Below are 23404 nucleotides of genomic sequence, written 5' to 3'. Positions count from 1 at the left end.
ACATGCATATCTGGCCGGAATGAAATCAGGCAAACTCAAACAGATTGATTTCGCTTAATGGACATTGCACTTTGCGTTGTAGTTTTACCTAAATTAGGGAGTATTACTGTCGCTTGGTTGCATGTCACAAAAATTAGATTTATACGTTACTTTTTCGTGAAATCCATCTGAGGAAAAGCGTCATTTTGGCCTTTTCAGGTTCAGGTCTGGCTGTTTTTATGAATGAAATACCTGTCATTGTGACGGTTGATCCAGTGAAAGTGAAAGTATAACTTGTTGTTTTTACTGGATTGTCTTGTTTTCTGGAGTGAATATAATGTCAGGTTATTGACCTATAATTCAGTGTGGCTATTGTGTTTAGACGAATCACTCTATTTCTGCTTATTGTATTTCTCTCTGCGTGTGGCGAAGAAAAAACCTATCCGGAATATCCGAAAGATCGCCAGCAGGGGATTATCAGTGGTGTGGTGTTTGATGCTGCGGTATCGAATGCCAAGGTGAGCGTCTATGAATTTAACAATGGCAAACTGGGCCGTTTATTAGCGGCCACGAATACCAATCCGGATGGTCGCTTTTCAATTGCTCTGACCTCCAGTTCAGCGCCTCTGTATATTGAAGCTGCAGGTGGCGGCTATTTAGATCCCCATTCAAAAAATGTGGTTGTTGTGAATGACCGAGGTCCGCTGAAATTTCGTGCGTATGTCAACTTTGTTGAAGGACAAAGCCGAAATGTCATGCTGACACCTTTAACGAACATTGCCGCAGGTCTGGCTGAATATAATATTCAGCGTTTAGGTCAGCAGACTGCAGCAGCAATTGATTCGGCAAACGCAGCGGTCAACAGCCAGTATGGATTTGATGTGTTTTCTGTGGAGCCTCTGGACATCTCGATGGGGAATTGGAGTGCGACGGCCACGCAAGGGCATCAGTATGGTGCTTTTTTGCTGGCTTACTCTTCTCTGGCTTATGAGATGCTGCAGAAATCGGGCGGCAGTGACAGTGAAAAGGTCATTTATACCTCCTTTAATCTGGCAGATTTACAGTATCGCGACATCAGAGCAACCGGTCAGTTGGATGGCTGGTCTTTAGATGAGATTTCTGCACTGCCGACGGCGCTGTCTTTCGGTCTGCAGCGACTGACCGTCGATTACTATACCAACACTTTGGCACAGCACTTACTCCGTGTTGTGAACAATACGGACCTGAACGTCTCGGGTACCCCTTCCAGTGATTACAGCCTGCTGGTCAACCGCCTGAACAATGCTTCGGGTGGTATTTATGCGCCGCGTGCGCCTGTCTCTATTGATGATGATGCACCGGAAGTGGCTCGCTTTGGCAATGAAGTGCTGTCCGGCGCTGGTCTGGTTTCTGTGAAGGTGACTGATTTCATCGGGATTGAGTATGCAGAAGTCTTCTTACAGACCAAAACGGCAGAAAACGGCTGGGGAGAGCCTGAGAATTGTAAGACGGGTGTGTCTGCATTGTGCAGTGTGGAATCGGAAGCGATCGAGAGCGGTGTTCGTGAAACGCTGGTAGTGACAAAAGTCAACACGCGGGAAATCGATAAATTGTCGGCGGAACCGGTTGAAGCCCGTCTGGTCCTGAAAGTGGCGGATGTTCTGGGAAATGCCGATGATGCACAGTACGTGCCATTCAAATGGGACAATATTGCTCCGGTGATTCATGTAACTTCACCGGCGACGTTTAACCCGGTCAACAAGGCATTCTATACCCTGACCGGAACCATCAAAGATGCAGGTTCAGTGATTTCAAGCGCGACGATCGCTGTGAATGCCGGAGCGCCGGAAGTGTTGAACTGCACGATGCAAAAAGATCCGGACACTCAGGAAGATGTTTGTGCATTTACGCAAAACTTCGATCGGGGGTTGTTCATTGGCGGACAGACCACTTTCTTCCTCACCGCAACGGATGGGAATGGGAATAAAAGTCAGGAACAGCACCTGATTTTGTCGGATACAACAGCACCCACGCAAAGCGTCGCGTTTCCTGAAGTCGCAATGAAGTTCTTCGACGCAGATACCGGCGAGTATCAGGACAACCTGACGCAAGAATATTTCCAGGATCTGTACGGAAAACAGTACCTGAACTTGAATTATGCTTATGCCCAGCAAGGGCTGAAAGGCGTCCATCCGGAAGTCGATTTTGCAGACTTTACGACGCTGGTCCTGGATCAGAATCAGATTCCCTATCTGACGCTGAGTGTTTCTGACGCAACAGGCAACTCAGAAGTGACCAGTTCTTCGGCTGAAGAACTGAATGTCATCGTGACTTATGAAGCCGGTAAGATTGGCGAATCGGCGAAAATCACCCGAACGGTGAAAAGTAGCCTGAACCAGATTCCGCATGAAGTTTACCCGGCACCAGACGCTGACGGGCGTATCAGTGAAGCTCACTATTTTATTCCGTTCGTCAAAGAAATTTTTGGGGCAGATTTTGCCCGGGTTGATGAAGGCTATGCGCAAACCATCACCATTGTGACAGAAGACGGGTCTGGCAATACCTCAGTCCCTTATAAATTCCAGTTTAAATCAACCTTCAATCTGCCTACGATCAAGGTGACGTCACCGTATATTAACGCAAATGCGATCGTCGAACGTTTAAATGGTTCCGGTCAGTGGGCGTCCGTTGCGTCGTGCACCATGCTGGCTGAACCCGCGAAATCAGGCGGCGGTACACTGAAAGATACGGCCAGCTGCCAGATGCACTCACAGTTTTCAGGTGAAATTCACCGGGTCACGGTGACAGGCAAAGCTGATTTCTACAAATGGAACAAGAAGTCGCTGACTCAATTGGATCTGACAGTTGATCATGGTTTGCGCAGTTATGGCATTGTTGGCGGCGAGTCTGGTGACCGTGAATTTATCGTCACGGAGCTGTCGGTCTTTCAGTCCGGATTCTTTGATTACCTGTTTGATAAATCAAATAAAACACAAGGGACTGCTCAGGGTATTCTCTCGGATGTGAATGCCATGTTTGGTGAGCAGACCAGTCAGTTCTTTGGCTTCAACCCAACGACAACCTATTACGCGAATAATGATGAGTTGCTGACGATTCCAAACCCGCCGTCCAATAAATATCTGTACCGTTTCCTGCTGGAAGCCATGGGCGATATTGCCAACGCGAGTGCGGTTCAGAACAGCACGGATCTGGCAAAACTGTATTACACCGATATCGTCGGAGACGGGAAACCGGATGGGAAGAATGCTGCCGGTCAGCAGCTGTATTTTGCCAATGACCCATTGGGCGAAAGTTATTACCGCGAGAAACTGGGCGAGCATTTCTACGACTTTGTGAAAACAAACTTTACCGGCAAAGTCGATGATAAAGTGGCGATGTACTACGCCAACCGCTTCGCGAAAGCAGACCCGACGCTGCAAAGCCAGAAGGTCTTTAACTCGCCTGTGGAAGCGGTCGATCAGGAACCACCAGCGGTCAGTTTGGATCCGCTGGCCAGTAATGCCATTCAGTTATTCAATAAGTGGTATGTGAGTGGGGATCTGAGCGCGATTGTGAATGTGACCGATCCTTCCGGCCTGGATAAAAGTGCACAACCCACCAAGCTGGAATTGTTTTGGGGGTTGGACACGGAGACGAATGCGACCACGCCAACCGGGATCACGGTCAATAAAATTGATAACGATGCTTACACAGAGAAGCATCAGTTTGGTTTAGACACGGCCAACGATTATCCGGGCATTGCCCGTTTGGATCTGCTGCTGAGTGCGACCGACCGTGAAGGCAACAGCCATGGCTATAATGGCCAGGCGAAAAAAGCGACCATCTTTATCATCGATAACGATCCGCCGAAATATACCTTCATTCCGCCGTTTAAAGCCGACAATCTGCCGGACAATACCTATATCAACACCAACTTTAAACAAACCCTGAAGTTTGAGGTGGATGAAAGAGTGGGTGAGGATCCGGCCAAGCGTCGTTTCATTTTCCGTAACGGGACGAAAGAGCGTGTGGTGACGCAGGAAGAATCAAAATCTGAGAGTAACACCGTCACCATGTACCTGTGTCTGGATACGCAGTGTGCCGATGATCTGGAAATTCCGAAGCCGGTACATCTGGATGCCGGTTCGTGGACGCTGATCACCGAAGGTGCGGATAAACTGGGCAATTTCATTCCTGCCACCGATCCGAATGTCGGACGTTTCCGGGTGAATGTCGATTATCAGGCACCGGAAGTGCTGGATTCTGATGTGGAACTGCTGGGCGGTAACAGCGAGTGGTCGCCACTCGCAGTGCTGAATAATGGTATCGGTAATGTCAGTGCATTGGGGGATATTGAACTCAAACTGCATACCGGTGCGGGACTGATTGATCTGGCGCCTTGTGGCACGGATTGCTCAACGGTGCCGGCCTATTTGCTGGGTGAGAAAGCCAACACCAAAATGCAGCTGGTCGCAAAAAATCTCGAGCATGGTAAAACCTACACGCTGTATATCACAGCGAGAGATACTGCTTACCCGCCGAATCAGGGTGAGGGCACTTTTGCATTCAAGATTGACAAAATGGGGCCAGCGATCGCGACGCCTACGCTGAAAGACGGTACAGCACCTGAGTTGTCCGGCAATATCATGGGCACGAATTTCATCGCCAATATTGCCAGCATTACCGATGATTCCAGTGTGGAAAATATCAGCTTCTGGCAGGAACTGAGCGCCAGTGACGTCAAACTGGTGGAGCCGTTCAAGCCGGAAGGGCTGACCAATATCAATATTGATCTGCAAAAGGCGAATACGTCGCTGATCAATATCAGCGAAGGTCATCAGATCAAAGTCTTTGTCAAAGCAACGGATAAATATGGCTTCGAGAGCCGCTCAAATGCGGTCTCAACTTACTTCGATAATGAAGGCCCGGCAATCACACTGAACAATTTTGATGAAGTGAATGATTATGTTGAGCCAGGCTATGTGTTCGGTATTTCCGTTCAGGACGAGGGCACAGATCCAATCAAACCGGGTTCAGTCGTTTACTGGACTTACACCGGTACAACGCCACCGCCGGGTGTGGCTGGCACGCAGCCAACCAATCCAAATGAGATTGAAACCAATATGCAGCAGGATTTCACCCTGAAAATCAATGCTGAGGATATTCGTGGCAATCTGCAGGATAAAACAACCTTTGCCATTCAGGTCGATACCACACCGCCTGATGCTTCGCTGACCGCGCGCTATCAGAGCGATAATAAAGAAATTTCTCCGGCGCAGACCATTACTGAAGCCGGGACGATTGATCTGTACCTGGATGCGATCGATCCGGAAAGTGGCATTGATAAAGTGGAAGCAACGCTGTTTCGCGTGGGGACTGAACAGGGAGAAACGATTGTCTTCAGTCCGGTTGCAGGCAACGAAACACAGCGTAAAGCCAGTCTGAATACCCAGATTGCCAACGATGGTAAATATAATCTGGTGGTGGATGTGTACAACAAAACGAAGGTGAACAAAGGCAGACCACGTCAGAAAAGAACCGTAGTACGACCACTGACCGTTCAGCGTGAAGGTTACAGCCTGACCGTTCTGAAACCAGCGAACTTCGGTACGTCTACGTTTGGTCAGAGCCTGAAAGCTGAATTTGGCATTCAGAATGCAGAAGGTGCAGTCCTGAATAAACTGGAATGCTGGCTGCGTGAAAATTACACCAGCGACAAAGCTCCGGAGAACGATACATCGGGTTACTACAAGGTATACACCAATACCGCTACGCCAGTGTGTCAGTTCGACAACATTGATCGCAATATGGCGAATAATCCGGTATTGATTACGCTCACCACAGCGAGTAATAACGCCAAAGTTGATCAAATCTTCTCGTTCAATATGGTGGATATTGATGCGCCAGTGATCGCGAATAAAGACAACTTTATGCTGAAGAAAGAAGCTGTGGATACGGTTGATGGTGTGAAAATGCTTTCTTTGAGTATTACGGTCACTGATACCTTATCTGGTATGGATGACACCGCATCTGTGAAGCTTTTGAAAGGCTTGAAAGAGTACGAGCCGACGGCTATTCAGCGCAGTAACGGCAATAAGACGATTACATACACATTTACTGGCAAATATAATGATTTAGTCCGTGGTGGTGATATTGAACATTTTGTGAAAATCAATGGCCTGAAAGATATAGCAGGGAATGCAGTTCTGGATGTGGATTCAACCATTAAATTGTATGTACCAGATACAATGCCAACAGTCGTGATCACGGATATGAAAAACGATGATTATATTAACTCTAAAACATTGATATTCAGCTTGAAAATAGGTTTAGGGCCTGAGGCAGGACTCGGCAATGTCGTAGTTGAATTAGGCGGAACTAACACGGGTAATACTAAAACTGACTTCAATACTGAGCCAGGTAATTTTGGCAGCAATGTAAATGAATGTGTTGATGATCCTAGTTATCGATGCACTACTTTTACGGGACAACTTCCAGCAGATTATGTAGCGACTGATGTACCAGTCTTGGTAACGGTGAGTGACTCTTGGGAAAATCTAGCTGTGGCTAAGCTGTCACTAGGCATCGATCAGGCTCCTCCAGTCATTGAAGATGCATATAGTATTGGCTCTGATAGCAATGGTAATGTGTTAATGAGATTCGATGTTTCCGACGAAGCAAGTGGCCTCAGTCAGGTGAAATATGCAATAAAAGGACTTGGTGATACTATCGTTGTAGATAAATACTCTGGAGATGACACTATTGAGCAACTGACATTTGACCCTGCACTGCTGGGTAATAATGACAGTTTCCGAGTTACTCTCACTGCATACGATAAAGTGGGTCAGAAGGCATTAAAAGATTTCACCGTCAATATTATCAAGCCGCAAGCGACGCTGGAACTGCTGGGTGCGCAGAAGAAAGATTCGAATATAGTGCTGGCGAACAATACGCAGACATTCAACATCAGCACAGTGACAGATCCGAATTCACGTGCAGAAGTGAAAGGCTACGTGGTGACACTGGATCCACAGGCTGCGGGCCTGAGCCCAATTACGCTGACCGGCACATTCAATGGTCTGACAACGGCGACTGAGATTGCGACTCTGACAGAAAGTATGCAGGGGCCGTATCACCTGAAACTGTCGATTCTGGATAATCTGGGCCGTTCACTGCCAAGCTATACCCTGAAGGGGGAAAGCTCTCCGGTGACCATCTCGCCACTGATTGTTGATATGGCAAGACCGAATATTCTGAATGTTCAGGTAGTGCAACAGGCTGTCATGCCGACTGTGGATGGCAAATACACCATTCGCTTAACAGCCAATATTCAGGATGCGAACCTGAACAGTACCAAGGTGGTGGCAACACTGAACGGTGGCACGAACCCGTCTGATTACACCAAGCCGTCGGAAGCGAGCGGCGTGTACACCTTCGACTTTAAGGCAGCCGTAGGCACACATGATCTGATGATTAAGGCCACTGACTATGCAGGCAATGAAGTCAGCACTCCGTACTCTAATTTTGTTGTGGAGCCGTGGACAGTGCCTGAGGTTGAGATCACTCTTGATGACAGTAATCAAAGCGAAGTTGGTGGAAATAAAGTTGTTTGGTTTTATCTTAATTTCACAGAGTCTGTGAAAGAGCTAACGAAGGACGACTTAATCATTACCTCTTCAGCAGGAGGTAGTGTCGGTTATATTGATGAATTTTATTCGAATAGTAGAAACGACACTTGGACAGTGAAATATATAACACCTAATGGTGTTGATGCAGATATTAATATCACCTTGCCGGAAGGTAGTTATGCTGCTGCAGATGATGGAATGGTTGGTAAATCTGACAGTCTTGGAATTAAAGTGTTTAGCTCTCCATTGGTCGCACAAATTTCATTCCCGGATGGTAGCACTACAGTTACAAAAGGGCAGAAATTGAAAGTTAAATTTACATTTAATCGCTCAGTTCCGGGTAGTATTACACCAACACCTGAAAATGCTATATTATCTAAAAAGTGGACTATCCTGCAGACTAATCCAGAACGGACTGAGTTTGTATACGAATTAGATTCAAATAAATTAAATCAAGGCGTTCAGAGCATCGGTGTTCAGGCTGGCTATGAAGATAAATACGAGAATTACGGCCAAGGAAAAACAGCTAATATAATTGTTCAGTAAGTAAAAAAATCACCGCCATCCGGCGGTGATTTTTTTTCTCCCCCACCAACAGCACCCGAATCTCCCTTCAATTAACCCTTAAACTCACTGGATATTTTTTCGCCGCTCCCGTGCCTCATCGGTGATCTTCAGCCAATGAAAACTACATATGTGTCTTGGTATATTGAGTTCATGTGGCCATCAGTATATGCACTGTTGCTCATATTGGTTTTACATATTCGAAGAGATGAACAAATGAATAAAAAAACGTTGCTCGCCTCACTCATCATTACATTTTCTGGTCATGCATATGCTGATAATGATTATTATGAAGCGCCAATTTCATCCGGAGAATTCAGTACTGCGTCAGGTTCATCGACTGTTGCATCGGGGAAAGGTAGTACGGCCTGGGGGAATATTTGCCAAAGCGACCGGTGACTATTCGACAGCCTGAGGGTTTGGTGCACAGGCGAAAGGGGATTATGCAACTGCTTGGGGTAGTGGTCATGCAAAAGAGAAGCTCTCTACGGCTTGGGGGGATGGCGCGCATGCCATCTGAATCAACTCAACGGCAATAGGTACTAATATGGTCGTCACCGGAGAGAACTCGGTCGGTATCAGTGTGGGTGATCCTGCTCGAGGCCATGATATTCATGGAGAATAAGTGGCGGAGAATAATACCTTTGCTGTTGTGGGGGGCAAAATGAAGCTATGCAATGGTGCCGTTGTATTTCCGGATACATGTATTGATAATGTGCAACAGATGATGGTCGATAATGAAGATGCCGGTAAATATAATCGAAAATTGATCAATCAGCAGGCGGAGGAAATTAAACTCTTAAAAGCTCAGCTCCAAACCCTGACGCAACAAGTCCTGGCCCTGAAATAAAAAACTGCCGTCTTTGGTTTTGATGTGCAAAGACGGATAAGCATAGGGTGAGTGTCGAGTTCTGAAGCGCTGCGAGTCACTTCACCCTTCCTCAAGAAATATATGCACTCGTGTGCTTATTTTGTTCTGGCGTTCTATACCTATAGAGAAATCCACAAACAACGTCAGGTGACTTATGAATCAGCCCGTTTCGAATATTAATCAATTAAAACCGAAACATGGATATGTCATTAACCCGCCGTCTCGCGGTGCTTATGCGGTTGAGCAAGGCTGGTGGAATTTAGGGGAGTGGCATGTTGTTGAACTGGAAGGCGGTAAAAACTTTCCTGCGCAAGAAGGTGGTGCCGCATTTTATGAATCGACCGATGTCAATAGCTTTCAGCCTCCGGTTGATGGTCTGATTTTGAGTGGTGGTCATGAAGATGTTCGCCAGAAACTGAACTATACAGATCAGCAATTGCTCGCTGAAGGCAAAACGCCCTGGCCGCGCTTGACGGTTCCGGCTTCGAAAGTGATTGATATTGAGTGGCGTTATACCATGGCGCATAAAACCCGTGGCTATGTTGCTTTTATTACCAGAGACGGCTGGGATTCAGATCAGGTGATTACCCGCAACCAACTGGAGTCAAAGCCATTTTTTGAAGATATCTACCCTGAAGCACCTTATTGGGAGCATGATTTACCTGCGAAAATTCATCATCAACTGGTGTTACCTGATCATAAACAAGGTCACCATGTGGTGGTTCTGCTTTGGCTGGTTGCTGATACAGGCAATGCCTTTTACCAGACATTTGACTTTGATTTTGGCTGAGTCTGGAACCAGCTAAAGTCAACTATATTCAGGATGGTTTTATCCTGAAAAATCGAGGAGATGAATGTTCATCTCCTTTTTTTGTCAGTCTGGTATGAAGCAGAATCCCGGACTCTGCGGGACCACTCCCTTTCGGGAGCAGACTAAGGCATGATTTCATACTTTTTAATCTTATGGCTCAGGGTGCTGAGCGGCACCGCCAGAGATTCTGCAGCTTTACGGGTTTGCCAGTTGAAGCGTTCCAGCGTTTTCATGATCACCGTGCGCTCATACTGAGTGACGGAATCTTTCAGGGAAGCCATATCCACTTCAGGAAGCGTACTGTCGAACACACTGTCATCCGGGATGTCTGCCTGAACGTCCGGAATAAAAGTGTCTCCTTCACCGAGCTCAATGGCATCGACGGTTTCGAAATCAGATAACAGCACAGCCCGTTCAATGATATTTCTCAGTTCACGGACATTGCCCGGGAAAGGATAATCCATCAGGCTCTGTCGGGCTTTTTTGCTGATGACCGGTTCGCTGTCCAGTCCCAGTTTCTGGCTGGTGAGAGTAATAAAGTGTTCAGCCAGCGGCAGAATGTCAGCCGGACGCTCCCGCAGTGGTGGCAGAGTGATCGGAAAAACATTCAGACGATAAAACAGGTCGGCGCGGAACTCGTTCTTCTGAATTTTCTCCTTCAGATTACAGTGAGTTGCTGCCACAACACGAACATCGATGCTGCGTTCTTCACTGCTGCCGATAGGGCGAATTTTACGTTCCTGCAATACGCGCAACAGTTTTGCCTGCAATAACAATGGCATATCACCAATTTCATCCAGAAACAGCGTGCCGCCGTCGGCAGCTTCAAACAGACCTTTTTTGTCTTTATCAGCGCCGGTGAATGCTCCTCTTTTATGACCGAATAGCTCTGATTCCAGCAGCTGTTCCGGGATTGCCGCGCAGTTCTGCGCGATAAAAGGCTTCCCTGCCCGGTCCGAATTTTCGTGAATATAGCGGGCAATCACTTCTTTTCCCGCTCCGGTTTCACCCCGCAGCAGGACATCAACCGGCAGGGCCAGAATACGCTGTAAACGTTCAAGCACCTGACGCATGGGATCACTTTCGGCAATCGGGCCATTGTAGTCGGCTTTCTTCCGGGCTTTCAGCTGCTTGTTTTCACGGTTCAGGGCCGCGTTATCAGCTTCCAGACTCCGCAGACTGGTGTGATAAGTATCCAGCAACATTGCCTGACGAATACTGGTGCCGGCGAGTTTGGTAAAGACAGACAACGACTGTTCATCTTCAATCAGACACAAATCGAACAGTACCAGTAGGCCGACCGTCAGATTCTGGTGATCTTTCAGTGGCCAGGCCAAGAGATTGGCGCTGTGCAAATCCATTGCTGTTTCGTTCTGGTAGATCGCATCGCAATTGTAGCCGGAGTAGGCATACAGATCGTTGATCAGAACAATTTCGCCCGTGGTGATGGCATAGCCAAACGGATCATTTTCTTTCAGCAGTTCCAGCTGCAACGGTACCCAGGGGTGTTCCTGCAGTGGCTGTTCGTGCTTGTGCACGCTGAGGGGAACCAGTGCCTGTCCGGTCTGGTCCAGCACGTACATGATACCGTGCCGGGCCTGTGTCAGCTGACGCGCCGCTGCCAGGATGGCGTCCATGGTGGACGCCAGCTGGGTACGATCGGCCAGAGTCTGACTGATGGCCAGTAACAGGTTACTGAGTTCTCCAGAATTAACTGAAGGCATACTCGATCATTCCTTGTTCATCGACGGAAATCGTCAGTGTGGTATGGGTGCTTTCCTCACCCTGATGCGACAGCAGCTCGGTCGACAGCTGAGGCAGTAACTGACGGTTAATGACCGCATCAATGTTACGGGCACCCGTTTCGCTCAGGCGGCAGTGGCCCAGTACGAAATCGACCAGATCCTGTTCGAAGGCCAGTGTCAGATCATGGTGTGTTTTCAGGCGCTCGCCCAGTTTGCCCAGTTTATGCTTGATGATGTCGGTCATCGCGTCATCAGCCAGTGGCAGATAAGGGATCACATTTATTCGGGCCAGCAGAGCTGGTTTGAAGTAGCGATTCAGTGTCGGACGAATCGCTTCACCAATTTGCGACGCCGTGATGTCGTCACTCTGCTGAGACAGTGCTTCAATCTCCTGTGTCGCCAGGTTACTGGTCATCAGAATCAGGGTGTTCTTGAAGTCAATCGCACGGCCTTCACCGTCGTTCAGCACCCCTTTGTCAAAGACCTGATAGAACAGGTTCATGACTTCAGGATCGGCTTTTTCGACTTCGTCGAGCAGGACGACGGAGTAAGGACGCTGGCGAACGGCTTCCGTCAGCATGCCGCCTTCACCATAACCGACATAGCCCGGAGGTGAGCCGATCAGCCGGGAAACGGTATGTTTCTCCTGGAATTCCGACATATTGATGGTGGTCATAAAGCGCTCACCACCGAATAACTGATCGGCAACCACGCGTGCGGTTTCGGTTTTACCCACACCACTCGGGCCGACCAGCAGGAATACACCCATCGGTGCATCCGGGTTCATCAAGCCGGCTTTCGCTGCACGAATCCCTTCACTCAGGGAATCAATGGCGAAAGGCTGCCCTTTGATGGCGCCAGACAGAGAATCGCTCAGATTCAGCACAGAGGCGGATTCATCTTTCAGCACTTTCCCGACCGGGACGCCTGTCCAGTCTGCGATGACCTGACTGATTTCAGCCGGACCAACTTCAAAGTGAACCAGTGCTTCATCACCGCGGCATTCGTCGAGTGCCCGCTGACAGCGTAGAATGGCTTCGCGGATCGACGCTTCGTCCATGTCCACGGTTTCCTCTGCGGCTTCGGTTGCTTCAGAATCAGCGTCAGCCTCTGCTTCACCGGTCGCGATATGTAGCTTTTCGCGCAGACTGATCATTTCATCAATCAGCGCTTTTTCTTCTGCCCATTGTGCGGTCAGTTCGGCCAGTTCTTCTGTCAGTTCGACAATCTGGCTTTCGATGTGCGGGATCAGCGTGGCATTTTTCTTATCACCGGTTTGCTGAATTTCGTCACGTTTCAGACCGTCCAGTTCACGTTGCAGTGAGGCAATCTGTTGTTGCAGACTTTCAACCGGGGCCGGCGTTGAGCGCAGGCTGATGTTTACACGGGCACAGGCCGTATCCAGAACATCAATTGCTTTATCCGGGAGCTGACGACCTGAAATATATCGGGAAGACATTTCTGCCGCACAGGCAATTGCATCATCACGGACATAAATATTGTGCGCTTTTTCGTAAGCCGGACGCAGACCACGGATGATCAGTGCGGCTTCTTTCGGAGAGGGCTCATCCAGTTTGACCAACTGGAAACGGCGGGCCAGAGCCGGGTCTTTCTCGAAATACTTCTTGTATTCCGACCAGGTCGTGGCAGCAATAGTTTTCACTTCGCCGCGGGCTAGTGCTGGTTTGAGCAGGTTGGCTGCGTCACTGCCGCCAGCCTGGTTTCCGCCGCCAACCAGTGTGTGTGCTTCATCAATAAACAGAATGATTGGCGTGGGTGAGTTCTTCACTTCTTCCAGCACACCGTTCAGGCGTTTTTCAAATTCACCTTTCACGCTGGCGCCAGCCTGCAGTAAGCCCATATCCAGGCCAAACAGCTCTACGCCTTTCAGAATATCCGGCACATCGCCTTCAACAATCTTCAGGGCCAGGCCTTCAACCACGGCAGTTTTACCAACGCCGGGCTCACCAACGGCAATCGGATTGTTTTTACGGCGACGGGCCAGAATATCAATGATCTGGCGGATCTCGCGGTCACGGCAGAACACAGGGTCAATTTTGCCTTCGCGTGCTTTACCTGTGAAATCAATGGTGAACTTGCTCAGTGCCGAACCTTCCTGACGCGGCTCACTGCTTTCTGTGCTGGCAACCTGAGCCTCAATCGACTCCGCGGTAAACTGGTTGAAGTTGCGTTTCAGGGTTTCACTGTTAATCGGTTCGAACAGTTCCTGAATGTCATGTTGGCCGTAGCGGACCGGGTTTTTCACCAGTGTCAGCAGCAGAGCGCCGGTACGGATTTGCTGATGGCCCAGATCAATGGAAGACATCAGCCAGGTTTCCTGCAGCCATTCAATCAGCAGGGCAGAAAACACCGGTTTGCCGCCTGCGGCTTTTGCACTGCGCTGTAAAGAAGCATTCAGTGACTGGCGAATTAAATTTTCAGAGCAGTCAAAACTCGCCAGAATACAATCAAAGTCACTGTTCGGGCGTTCAAGCAGGCTCAATAAATAATGTTCAATCGATACTTCTGTTGAACGTTCAGACACAGCAAGTGCGGCTGCATCTTCCAGAGCAACTTTTGCAATGGGATGCAGACGCTGAATCAGAGAAGCTAAATTTACGTTAATCATAGGTCCATCAAATTCGAGTCGTGGAAAGCCTTGATTATAATCAGATTCAAAAATTGCTGACGGCGGAGACAAGGGCTCTAAGTGGCTGTATTAGTGACTATTTCATGGCTGAATGACATTCCGCATAGGGACATTCCAATCAGGCGTTTCGAAGTGAGCTTTCTTGTAGGAGAAATGAAAGTTTGTCCTGTGAAATTCACGGATATTCAAAAGTGTGGCAGGGGTTTCAGAATTTACTAAATAAGCGTGTTCTGTCGGGAATTTTTAAAAATGGATAGTAATAAAAAGAGAGGAAGAGTAAAGGAGAATATGATGTTCATATTTAAAAATGAATTTCTGAAAAATGAGAAAATATTCTAATAAGTTAGACGGATTTCTTGGGATTATCGTAATGATTAATTGTAAGTTGTTGATTTAAAATAACTAAAATAGTTGGCACAGTGCTTGCTTTGATATTGGCATCGCAATGATTAGCGATATGTTCAAACTAATCAAAACAATTGAATTTGAAACTGAAAGGAAAGCGATATGCCAACTCCAGCTTATATGTCGATTCACGGTGAAACTCAGGGCCACATCACGAAAGATGCTTATACTGCAGATTCTGTAGGTAACACCTGGCAGGAAGCACACGTCAATGAATTCCTGGTACAGGAACTGGACCACGTGCTGACTGTACCACGTGACCCGCAAAGTGGTCAGCCAACGGGTCAGCGTGTTCACCGTCCGATTATCGTGACGAAGCAACAAGACCGTACTTCACCACTGCTGTTCAACGCACTGGTCAGCGGTGAGAAGCTGCCAGAAGCTTACATTAACTTCTACCGTACTTCGACTCAGGGTAAACAAGAGCATTACTACACCATCAAACTGATCGATGCGCTGCTGGTTGATATGCAAACCCGCATGGCACATTGCCAGGATGCAGCGACTTCTGACCGTGTGGTTGAAGAAGTGCTGAAACTCACTTACCGCGCAATCGAAGTGACGCACGAAGTGTGTGGTACTGCGGGTAACGACGACTGGCGTACGCCGCGCGAAGCTTAATCACGCAGATTGGAACAGGGGCCTTGTCGGCCCCTTTTGTTTTAGGTTAACCGCCCAAGTTGCATCAGGTAAAAGCAATGAGTAATCAGGTTCAATTTTCGTTTTCAATCGAAGCTGCAGAACACGAATTCCGCGTAGAAAGTTTTGAAATTAAAGAGCGTCTGTTTCAGCCTTTTGAAATGAAGGTCTCATTACTTTCACGTGATGCAGATATTTCACTCGATGATCTGGTCCGTAAAGCCGGCGTACTGAAACTTTTTGGGCAGGGACGCGATGTTTCCCGTTTGTTCCACGGTATTGTCAAAGAAGTGCGGTTTCTCGGAACCGGCCGCCAGTTCAGTCGTTACGAGCTGATTCTGGTACCAGAATTGTGGTTCCTGACCCAGCGCCAGGACTGCAGGATCTTCCAGGACCAGACAATTAACGAGATCATCGAATATGTGCTGACCGATGCGGGTGTGACGGCATTCCGGATGCTGGCTGATGTCGGTGAGAAGCAGGAATATATTCTGCAATACCGCGAGACCGATCTGGCATTTATTCATCGTCTGATGTCTCAGCACGGCCTGTGGTATTTCTTTGATCATACGGAAACCGGCCACGAGCTGGTGATCGTCGATAAAAATGAACTCCTGAGTGAACTCCCCAGTACAGCAGACAATGCAACACTGGTTCCTGATGCCGGGGAACATACTATTCTGTTTCATGGCGACTCTGGCGGTGTGCCGGATCGCGAGCATATTTTTGATGCGGATTTTGGCAAACGTGTCCACACAGGCTCGGTGTCGCAGTCAGATTATAACTACCTGACGCCGAGAACGAATCTGATGACCAGTGTGGCACAACTGGATGAATCAAAAACGTATACGGATCTGGCCATTTACAATTACCCGGGCCGGTACGACCAGCAACCACACGGTAAATCGCAGTCGGATTATCGTTTGTCTGCGCATAGAATCTCCGGGACCGAACTGAAAGCCACGGGCTGTGTGATGCGTTTTCTGCCCGGTTACAGTTTCCTGCTGGAAGGTCACCCGCGTCAGTCGCTGAACCGTAATTTCATCCTGCTCGAAGTGGAGCACATCGGCCATGATCCCCAGGTTCATGCCGAAGAAAACAGCGGCGAACCTACCACGTATTACAACCAAATCATCGCATTCCCGGCAGAAATGACATACCGGGCGCCTGTGTTGTCACCCCCCGTCGTGGATGGCCCGCAAACGGCTGTCGTTGTGGGTCCGGCGAACGAAGAAATTTACACCGATAATCTGGGACGGGTGAAAGTGCAGTTTCACTGGGATCGTCATGGTGTTTTGGATGAACATTCAACCTGTTGGGTTCGCGTCAGTCAGACCCTGGCGGGCCCTGACTGGGGCGCCGTGGTATTGCCGCGAATCGGCCATGAGGTCGTGGTGACATTTTTGGATGGTGATCCTGACCGACCGCTTGTCACCGGCACTGTATACAATGCGCTGCACCTGCCGCCGTACCCGTTGCCTGAACATAAAACAAAAACCGTTCTTCGTACACAGACTCATAAAGGCACCGGATTTAACGAAATCTCGTTTGAAGATGAAGCCAATCAAGAGGAAATGTACTTCCATGCGCAGAAGAACATGTGTACCCGAGTGCTCAACGATCGGTTTGGCGAAATCGGGCAAGATGAAGAATTGATTGTTGGCCATCAGCAAACCAATCAAATTCTGGGGAACCAGAAGGAAACCATCGGCGGGAATAAAACTTCGTTGATTGAGCAGACGTTTGTCGAAGATGTGGCAAAAGATGTTGTCATCACTTACAACGCGAATGAATCTGTCAATATTGCTCAGGATCAGACAAGAAAAGTCCTTGGTCATCAGGATAGTGAAGTCGGTAAAGACGATCGGTTAGAGATTAGTGAAAATCAAGTGACTACGGTTCATGCATCCCGCAACCTCAACATTGGGGGGAATCATGGGTTCAATGTGGATAGTCAGTTTGCACTCAGTGTCGGGAAAAATGTATCAGTTACTTCCGATGGTCAGACAACCATTATCAGTGCGGATGAAATTCAACTGCTCACAGGATCATCGGGTATTGTTTTAAAAAGTGACGGGAAAATTCTGCTCTCTGGCCTCAATGTGACCCTGGATGGGGTGGATAAACTGAATGTTCAGGGTGGAAATGTAAAGATAAATCCGGGCCAGGAAACACCACTGCATACGGATATTCCAGTCGCAGCAGCGGTACTTGCTCAGTTTAATGATGAAACCCACCTTCTGGAGTCAACTTATGCGATTGAGCATCTTCAAGGGCTCACAACAGTTTTTGATCGTGAAAAATTTGCTATGTGGCTCAGTGGCGTGTTTGGGTACAATATTCCACCTGAAGCTTATCTTGGCTTATTTGAAGACCTGCAAAATGGAGCATTCGAGAATCCGCCAATTGAAGTGACTTTAGGCAACATTGCTTTTTATGACAATCTTCAGCAAACGATTTTTGTCGGGAAGGGACTGATTCAGGATGCGATAGAGAGTCAGGATCAACAAAGTAAAGGAAAGCTGCTGGCCATTCTCGTTCATGAGTTCGGACATCACATCGATTATTCTCTGAGAAATGTTTACAGCACATTGGGCGGTGATGCGATGCTTGATGAGGGAGCAGCATTCGCAGCGATTCTTGGCAACCTGAATATGCGGAAACAATCATCAACCCTCATTGCGCAGTACACGGGTTCGCTGGGAACACAATCAATTTCGTTGGAATATCCAGCACTGCATGCGGCGCTCAAAGAGCAGAGAAATTATATTGAAAATGATCAGAAGAGCCAGAATGGCGATCGTGAATATTTCTCGGCAGGCGGCACAGCTGAGCAAGCACTGAAAGGTAAATATGGCCACCAGTCTGTCGAGTTGGTTTTACTGGAATATTTTACTGAACAAGAAATTAAGGCAATTTACTATGGAAACTGGCTGCGGGATTACTCACAGGTCGTCGATCCCAAGGTATTAGACCTGAATCTTAACTTACTCATACAACAGGCGGTAGAAACAGATCTGGGTCTGGACAAACTTCGCAATGAACTGTCATCGTATTTAAAAACAATCGCAGACACGACAGAATCACTGAAAAAAAGTGCAATTCAAGGACTCAATACCGCTCGGGTATATACACAGCGATTCAGTGATGGTCTTTCTGATTTTGCAGATGATGTATCCGGCAGATTGTTTGGATACTCAGAAACATTGAAACAGCAAAATGAAATCCTTGAGAAAAAGCGGTCAGATTTAGAAAAAACAAAGGATAATTTATCTGCTGATAATGTGAAAAGCCGTGTGAACATTGAGCATGCGATTGAAAGCAATCGACAGCACCTGGAATTAATGGAGTCTCTGCAGGCTAAAGTTAAAGCTGGCAATACTCAGCAAAAATCTGCGAGTCAAAGTGCGCAGGTAGGGCTGGACAAATCTTCACAGGAAATCTCCCTGCTCGAGACAGAAAAGTTTTTTGCAGAGCAAGAAAAGCATATTCCTGAGGCTCAGCAGAAGATTCAGGCATTGGAAGATCATATCGATTCCGCATTCAATGCAACGAAGGAAATTGCAGCCCAAGAGGTCGATGATCCATCAGGCCTTACCGGTGGTGGTAAAACGATTGGAAGTAAAGGCATCTCTCATGAGGCACTGACCCAAATTGTTGAAATTTTGGCAAGAAAAGAGTTTCCAATGCTCTTTGCTCAAGAGGATAATTCTCCTTATCGATTAACCCCAGAGAAACTGGGTGCTTATTTGCCTAAAGAACACTTGGATAATCCTCGAGGCGTTACAGCACCGGAAAATCCTGAGTATGCGAATATTTTCAGAGGGGATTATCAAGCGATCGAAGGCGAGATTGACTCTGGGAAGTGGTATAAAAACTACTTTAAACAGTCAATTGAATATGCCAAGAGTCAGCTTAGACTTGCTGTTTCATCGGGAAGAACACCGGAAGGTATGATTCATTTTGGTCAGGCGCTTCATGTGATGGAAGATATCTTCGCGCATTCTAACTTCGTGGAACTGGCACTCAACCGAATTTTGAAGGAACTTCCCGGTTTATCCGAAGATGAGCGGCGGCATGTGAATGATTGGGTTCAGGCTGTACCAGTCCAGAGTGCCGATCAGACGGCTCAGAACATTCGTCCTCTGACAACCGGTGTGTTTGGTGCCTCCGATACTTTAGTGAGTTTGCTGTCGGTGGTTGAAAAAACGAAGGATCACAGTCCGGAAGTGGAAGAGGCACATTTTCAAACTCAATTAAGTATTGCATTAATTTTAATGCAAGATTATGCGCCAAATGCCGTTGAAATGATTTATGATGCTTTCGGCTTGGAATATTCAAGCGAGGATGAAAGAAAAACGGCTGAGCAAGCCCTTGAAAATGCCAAAAAGCTCGATGAGTTATCTTATGATTTCAGAGAAAGTTATCATGCGGTGATGGAGGCAATGTTTGGCTTTATTAATCGATTGACTGCTTTGCTGGCTCGTCAGGCGATGGAAGCAATGAAGAATGCACAGGATGATAGTTCCCCGACGGACCCGACTCACACACAATTGGCAAAAGATCCGGACGATCATCCATTGCATACGATTGCAGCAGAAGCTGCCCGTGAAATGGTGCGGACTTTTGGGGAGATCATGAGTGAAGTTTGGGATGGTGAAGAAAATAGTAATATGCTCCTGTCATTAGTCGATGATTTCTTTGTTCACCCTGAGCATATTTCGCCAAAGAGCCCGGGGCATATACAAAATGTATATCATGTGATTGCCGAATGGGCTGCATCAAGCCCCGTTCAGCTGAATCAGGCGAGAAGCTATCAGGGCCATCTAGAGCATGAGTATCTTAAATTGAAACAGCTTGCTGAAATAAATGATTATCAACTGAAATTTACGACGGATCTGATGAAAAAGGTGAACCCATGATATCAACACATCCTTGTTCTTTTTTTGCAAAAATATTGGCGGTTGTGGCTGTTTTTTTCTCAGCAACGTCTTATTGCCAAACAGGGATCACGAACACCAGCGATCAACCCGTTCGTTTGGTGATTACTCCAGAATCCATCACCTTTGATGGTAAGCCATTGCGTTTTGAAGAGCCCCTGAAAGATTGGATTCAGGTACTGGGGGACAATTATATCCAAGGTGAGCGCGATTCGGTTGCTGCATTTAAATCTAAGAGGTTTATCTACCCTGAGTTAGGGATTGATCTTGAAGTGCAAAGAAATACAAAATCGCCTAGTTCTGACTGGGTAAATGGACAAGTAGGTACGCTGAATGATCCCATGAATCGATATATTGTTGATGTGAGGATCAGACTCAATCCAAAGAACCAAATTGATCCTCCTCGCATTAGCGAGGAGAAATTTAAAAACCATCCATATAATACGATGTTTGCAGATTATGCAATCAATTTTTATGGTGCAATTGTTGATCGAAATATTCAGAAAGAACAAGTGCTTAAGTATGGTTCAGGAACTCAAATGGATCAGCACTTTAATTTAGTTGGAGCCAGTGCTTCTGAGACGCATGATGCATCGATCGCGTTTCATCATTTCTGGGGACAAAAGCCTGAATTAGCCGTTATGTTAACTGTTTATCCATCTTTGACGTTAAAACATGAAAATGAAGTGAAGTACTTTGGCCAGATTGTTTCCCGGTAGTCTATTTGGCGGTATGGAGGAAAGGGTGATCATGATATCAGGCACAGGTTTTCATGTTCGCCTAAAAGTGTTCTCTCCCCAAATATTGTCTGTGGTGTGTATGTTGCTCTCTGCAATCTCTGTTTGCAAAGCAGAGAGCGTGAACACCAGCGATCAACCTGTTCGATTGGTGATTACTTCAGAAACTATCACTTTTGATGGTAAGCCACTTCGTTTTGAAAAGCCCCTGAAAGATTGGATTCAAGTACTTGGAGACATCTATATTCAAGGCGAGCGTGATTCGGTTGCTGCATTTAAATCTAAGAGGTTTATCTACCCTGAGTTGGGGATTGATCTTGAAGTGCAAAGAAATACAAAATCGCCTAGTTCTGACTGGGTAAATGGACGGATAGGCATATTGCAGGATCCAATGAGTCGGTACATCACTGATGTGAGAGTTTACCTTACCCCTGAAGTGAAGATGAACCCAGATGCTATTGAACTTAAATATAAAAATCATCCATTTAATACAATGTTTGCAAGTTATGCCATCAATTTTTATGGTGCGATTGTTGATCATTCAGTAAAAAAGGAAAATGTCATCCGATATGGTGAAGGTGTCGCCATGGATCGGCACTTCAATTCGGTTGATGCTAATGTATCTGCGACACATAATGCTACTCTTTTGTTTGATGATTTCTGGGGAAGAAAACCCGAAGCTCCAGTGATGTTAGAGATTTATCCATCCTCAAAATTAAAATACGAAAATGAAGTGAAGTACTTTGGCCAGATTGTTTCCCGGTAGTCTATTTGGCGGTATGGAGGAAGGGTGATCCTGATATCAGGCACAGGCTTTCATGTTCTAGCTCCCCAAATATTGGCTGTGGTGTGTATGTTGCTCTCTGCAATATCTGTTTGCAAAGCAGAGAGCGAGAACACCAGCGATCAACCTGTTCGATTGGTGATTACTTCAGAATCCATCACCTTTGATGGTAAGCCATTGCGTTTTGAAAAGCCCCTGAAAGATTGGATTCAAGTACTTGGAGACAACTATATTCAAGGCGAGCGTGATTCGGTTGCTGCATTTAAATCTAAGAGGTTTATCTACCCTGAGTTGGGGATTGATCTTGAAGTGCAAAGAAATACAAAATCGCCTAGTTCTGACTGGGTAAATGGACGGATAGGCATATTGCAGGATCCAATGAGTCGGTACATCACTGATGTGAGAGTTTACCTCACCCCTGAAGTGAAGATGAACCCAGATGCAATAGAAATTAAATATAAAAATCATCCATTTAATACAATGTTTGCAAGTTATGCCGTTAATTTTTATGGTGCGATAGTTGAACATTCAGTAAAAAAGGAAAATGTCTTCCGATATGGTGAAGGTGTCACCATGGACCGGCACTTCAATTCGGTTGATGCTAAAGTCTCTGCGACACATAATGCCACTCTTTTGTTTGATGATTTCTGGGGAAGAAAACCCGAAGTTCCGGTGATGCTAGAAATTTATCCATCCTCGAAGTTAAAATATGAAAATGAAGTGAAGTACTTTGGCCAGATTGTTTCCCGGTAGTCAATTTTTCGGTATGGAGGAAGGGTGATCATGATATCAGGCACAGGCTTTCATGTTCGCCTAAAAGTATTAGCTCCCCAAATATTGGCTGTGGTGTGTATGTTGCTCTCTGCAATCTCTGTTTGCAAAGCAGAGAGCGCGAACACCAGCGATCAACCTGTTCGATTGGTGATTACTTCAGAAACTATCACTTTTGATGGTCAGCCACTTCGTTTTGAAAAGCCCCTGAAAGATTGGATCAACGTTCTAGGAGAGAACTATATTCAAGGCGAGCGTAATTCAGTTGGATCATTTGATGCTTGGCGTTTTATCTATCCTGATTTAGGGACCGACCTGGAAGTACAGGGAAATAATAAAGCACCCCAATCTGACTGGGTGAATGGACAAGTAGGTACGCTGAATGATCCCATGAGTCGATATATTGTTGATGTGAGGATCAGACTCAATTCAAAGAACCAAATTGATCCTCCTCGCATTAGTGAGGCGAAATATAAAAGCCATCCATACAATACGATGTTTGCAGATTATGCAATCAATTTTTATGGTGCAATTGTTGATCGAAATATTCAGAAAGAACAAGTGCTTCAGTATGGTGCAGGAACCCAAATGGATCAGCACTTTAATTTAGTGAGAGCCAGTGCTTCTGAGACACATGATGCATCTATCGCGTTTCACCATTTCTGGGGACAAAAGCCTGAATTAGCCGTTATGTTAACAGTTTATCCATCCTCAAAATTAAAATACGAAAATGAAGTGAAGTACTTTGGTCAGGTTGTTTCCCGGTAGTGATTGGGTTTGTTCGGGTACAAAGAAGGAAACGTGATATCACAGTAATCAATGTAACGAGTCCAAATTAACCGGCCAGAGTTTTTTTGAAGCTCAGTCACTGCAATCATCACCAAGTTTGCAGTTATTGCAG

Annotated in this window: 11 protein-coding genes and 1 pseudogene; 10 read left to right on the top strand and 2 right to left on the bottom strand. The window is 46.7% G+C overall.

Annotation, left to right across the window (positions count from 1 at the left end):
* Nucleotides 1–353: 353 nt before the first annotated feature.
* The 3 genes from ACYP03_RS05195 (at nucleotide 354) to ACYP03_RS05185 (ending at nucleotide 9811) form a co-directional block, all read left to right on the top strand.
* Nucleotides 354–8132, top strand: coding sequence for a hypothetical protein (locus ACYP03_RS05195; protein WP_459778744.1), 7779 nt, complete (start codon nucleotides 354–356; stop codon nucleotides 8130–8132).
* A gap of 643 nt (nucleotides 8133–8775) precedes the next feature.
* Nucleotides 8776–9000 (top strand): hypothetical protein, encoded by a 225-nt coding sequence (locus ACYP03_RS05190; RefSeq protein ID WP_459778743.1) that lies wholly within the window; start codon nucleotides 8776–8778, stop codon nucleotides 8998–9000.
* A gap of 175 nt (nucleotides 9001–9175) precedes the next feature.
* Entirely contained in the window at nucleotides 9176–9811 is a 636-nt protein-coding gene (locus ACYP03_RS05185) for a lytic polysaccharide monooxygenase auxiliary activity family 9 protein (RefSeq protein WP_330961092.1), read from the top strand.
* Nucleotides 9812–9954: 143 nt separating this feature from the next.
* Here ACYP03_RS05185 and ACYP03_RS05180 read toward each other — a convergent pair whose 3' ends face one another.
* Nucleotides 9955–11556 carry a sigma 54-interacting transcriptional regulator gene (locus tag ACYP03_RS05180; protein WP_459778742.1) on the bottom strand — a complete coding sequence of 534 codons (1602 nt, stop codon included), beginning with the start codon at nucleotides 11554–11556 and terminating at the stop codon, nucleotides 9955–9957.
* Nucleotides 11543–14206, bottom strand: a complete 2664-nt coding sequence (gene tssH / locus ACYP03_RS05175) for a type VI secretion system ATPase TssH (RefSeq protein ID WP_459778741.1) — start codon at nucleotides 14204–14206, stop codon at nucleotides 11543–11545. Before tssH ends, ACYP03_RS05180 begins: the two co-directional genes overlap by 14 nt.
* Before the next feature lie 528 nt (nucleotides 14207–14734).
* Between tssH and ACYP03_RS05170 the strand changes: the two genes are divergently transcribed.
* The 7 genes and pseudogenes from ACYP03_RS05170 (at nucleotide 14735) to ACYP03_RS05140 (ending at nucleotide 23271) form a co-directional block, all read left to right on the top strand.
* Nucleotides 14735–15253 (top strand): Hcp family type VI secretion system effector, encoded by a 519-nt coding sequence (locus ACYP03_RS05170; RefSeq protein WP_036753264.1) that lies wholly within the window; start codon nucleotides 14735–14737, stop codon nucleotides 15251–15253.
* A 77-nt stretch (nucleotides 15254–15330) separates the two neighbouring features.
* Nucleotides 15331–17430, top strand: a pseudogene (locus tag ACYP03_RS05165) (type VI secretion system Vgr family protein); the annotation flags it as partial.
* 150 nt (nucleotides 17431–17580) lie between these two features.
* Nucleotides 17581–20193, top strand: a complete 2613-nt coding sequence (locus ACYP03_RS05160) for an HET-C-related protein (protein WP_459778826.1) — start codon at nucleotides 17581–17583, stop codon at nucleotides 20191–20193.
* Nucleotides 20190–20930 carry a DUF7738 domain-containing protein gene (locus tag ACYP03_RS05155; protein ID WP_459778740.1) on the top strand — a complete coding sequence of 247 codons (741 nt, stop codon included), beginning with the start codon at nucleotides 20190–20192 and terminating at the stop codon, nucleotides 20928–20930. Before ACYP03_RS05160 ends, ACYP03_RS05155 begins: the two co-directional genes overlap by 4 nt.
* 31 nt (nucleotides 20931–20961) lie before the next feature.
* Nucleotides 20962–21714 (top strand): DUF7738 domain-containing protein, encoded by a 753-nt coding sequence (locus ACYP03_RS05150; protein WP_459778739.1) that lies wholly within the window; start codon nucleotides 20962–20964, stop codon nucleotides 21712–21714.
* Between the two features lie 24 nt (nucleotides 21715–21738).
* Entirely contained in the window at nucleotides 21739–22485 is a 747-nt protein-coding gene (locus ACYP03_RS05145) for a DUF7738 domain-containing protein (RefSeq protein WP_459778738.1), read from the top strand.
* Between the two features lie 30 nt (nucleotides 22486–22515).
* Entirely contained in the window at nucleotides 22516–23271 is a 756-nt protein-coding gene (locus ACYP03_RS05140) for a DUF7738 domain-containing protein (protein ID WP_459778737.1), read from the top strand.
* The last annotated feature ends 133 nt before the right edge of the window (nucleotides 23272–23404 follow it).

The organism is Photobacterium sp. R1 (assembly GCF_054600795.1).
The sequence above is the reverse complement of the archived record's forward strand: the minus strand, read 5'-3'. Positions and strand labels throughout refer to the sequence as shown.

Excerpts from the sequence above, each read along its gene's own strand:
- ACYP03_RS05185 (WP_330961092.1), top strand. The coding sequence starts at position 9,176 with ATGAATCAGCCCGTTTCGAATATTAATCAATTAAAACCGAAACATGGA.
- ACYP03_RS05180 (WP_459778742.1), bottom strand. The coding sequence starts at position 11,556 with ATGCCTTCAGTTAATTCTGGAGAACTCAGTAACCTGTTACTGGCCATC.
- tssH (WP_459778741.1), bottom strand. The coding sequence starts at position 14,206 with ATGATTAACGTAAATTTAGCTTCTCTGATTCAGCGTCTGCATCCCATT.
- ACYP03_RS05170 (WP_036753264.1), top strand. The coding sequence starts at position 14,735 with ATGCCAACTCCAGCTTATATGTCGATTCACGGTGAAACTCAGGGCCAC.
- ACYP03_RS05160 (WP_459778826.1), top strand. The coding sequence starts at position 17,581 with ATGTGGCTCAGTGGCGTGTTTGGGTACAATATTCCACCTGAAGCTTAT.
- ACYP03_RS05155 (WP_459778740.1), top strand. The coding sequence starts at position 20,190 with ATGATATCAACACATCCTTGTTCTTTTTTTGCAAAAATATTGGCGGTT.
- ACYP03_RS05150 (WP_459778739.1), top strand. The coding sequence starts at position 20,962 with ATGATATCAGGCACAGGTTTTCATGTTCGCCTAAAAGTGTTCTCTCCC.
- ACYP03_RS05140 (WP_459778737.1), top strand. The coding sequence starts at position 22,516 with ATGATATCAGGCACAGGCTTTCATGTTCGCCTAAAAGTATTAGCTCCC.